At 63.8% G+C, this 737-nt stretch carries 2 protein-coding genes; both read right to left on the reverse strand.

The genetic code is table 11. The annotated features are described in order from the left end of the window. Positions 1–102: 102 nt before the first annotated feature. Positions 103–291 (reverse strand): hypothetical protein, encoded by a 189-nt coding sequence (locus ACFQRJ_RS12555; protein ID WP_377019481.1) that lies wholly within the window; start codon positions 289–291, stop codon positions 103–105. A 121-nt stretch (positions 292–412) separates the two neighbouring features. Beyond that, positions 413–625, reverse strand: a complete 213-nt coding sequence (locus ACFQRJ_RS12560; RefSeq protein ID WP_377019482.1) for a hypothetical protein — start codon at positions 623–625, stop codon at positions 413–415. Positions 626–737: the final 112 nt, after the last annotated feature.

Genomic DNA, 737 nt, shown 5'->3' on the forward strand with positions numbered 1-737 from the left:
CCCTCGAGTACTCGACCCCGATCGAGGTTGAGGCCGCCTACGCTGAGTCCCGGGAGCCCTCACCGGCCCCCGCATAGAAAGCGGAACGGAAGCCAGGGCGCTTCAGACGGCCACCAGCACGGAGATGACGATGGAGTTCGTCAGTGCCCGAGAAAAATCGATGATCTCTAGGTAGCTGCGCACTGGACCGAGGTCCAGGCTCTCGGGCCACGCAAGGGGGCCATTGGTGGAGTAGTCCGCCGGACTCTTGAAGGCGTTCAGCACGACCAGCAGGAACGGAGCAAGGACCACCAGGGCAGCGACACAGGTCAGGACGAGCGTCAGGAGTGAGGCCGGGCGGAGGCGGATGTTCAGTCCGCGTATGCGAGATGAGTGCGAGCCCACCGGCATGTTTGGCGTGGTAGTCAGTGTGTCAGGCATTCTCGGTCCTCCTCTGGAACCAGAGCATCACGAGCGCGACGACGAGGATCACAGCGGCCATGACGGTGGCGATCGCGGAGCCGTAGCCGACCTGCGAGAGCTCGAAGAAGTTCCGGTAGGCGTAGTAGGACGGGACAACAGTCGATCCCTCGGGGCCGCCACCAGTGAGGATCAGGATCGGCGCGAAGACCTTCAGCGCCGCCACGGTCGCGCCTGAGTTGATGCATTTGCTTAGTGTCCCGGTTGCCCGGTGATCTGCTCGATGATCGTGGCGGCGTCCTCGGGGATCTGGGGCGGGATCAGTTGGGTGTGATCGC

Origin of the sequence: Brachybacterium sp. GCM10030252 (assembly GCF_042666535.1) — a bacterium.
Lineage (GTDB): Bacteria > Actinomycetota > Actinomycetes > Actinomycetales > Dermabacteraceae > Brachybacterium.